The organism is Pseudoalteromonas phenolica, from assembly GCF_005886345.1.
Classification (GTDB): domain Bacteria; phylum Pseudomonadota; class Gammaproteobacteria; order Enterobacterales; family Alteromonadaceae; genus Pseudoalteromonas; species Pseudoalteromonas phenolica_A.
The window spans coordinates 1-215 of record NZ_PNEC01000162.1 but is presented as its reverse complement, the minus strand read 5'-3'; the positions used below and the strand labels follow the sequence as shown (position 1 = coordinate 215).

Genomic DNA, 215 nt, shown 5'->3' with positions numbered 1-215 from the left:
TTGTTGGTGGTAGCGCAGACAGAGGCGTAGTTACCACTTGCAGTTATGAAGCTAGAAAATTTGGTATAAGAAGTGCCATGCCCATGAAACAGGCAATGAAGCTTTGTCCGCATGCTATATTAGTGCGTGGTACCAGGGGTGAATATAGTCGCTACTCCCGCTGGGTTACTGATATCATTGCTGCCAAAGCTCCTTTATTTGAGAAAGCATCAATC

At 45.1% G+C, this 215-nt stretch carries 1 pseudogene; it reads left to right on the top strand.

Going from position 1 to position 215, the window contains the following annotated elements:
- Positions 1 to 215: pseudogene (locus CWB72_RS20475) on the top strand (DNA polymerase IV); the annotation flags it as partial.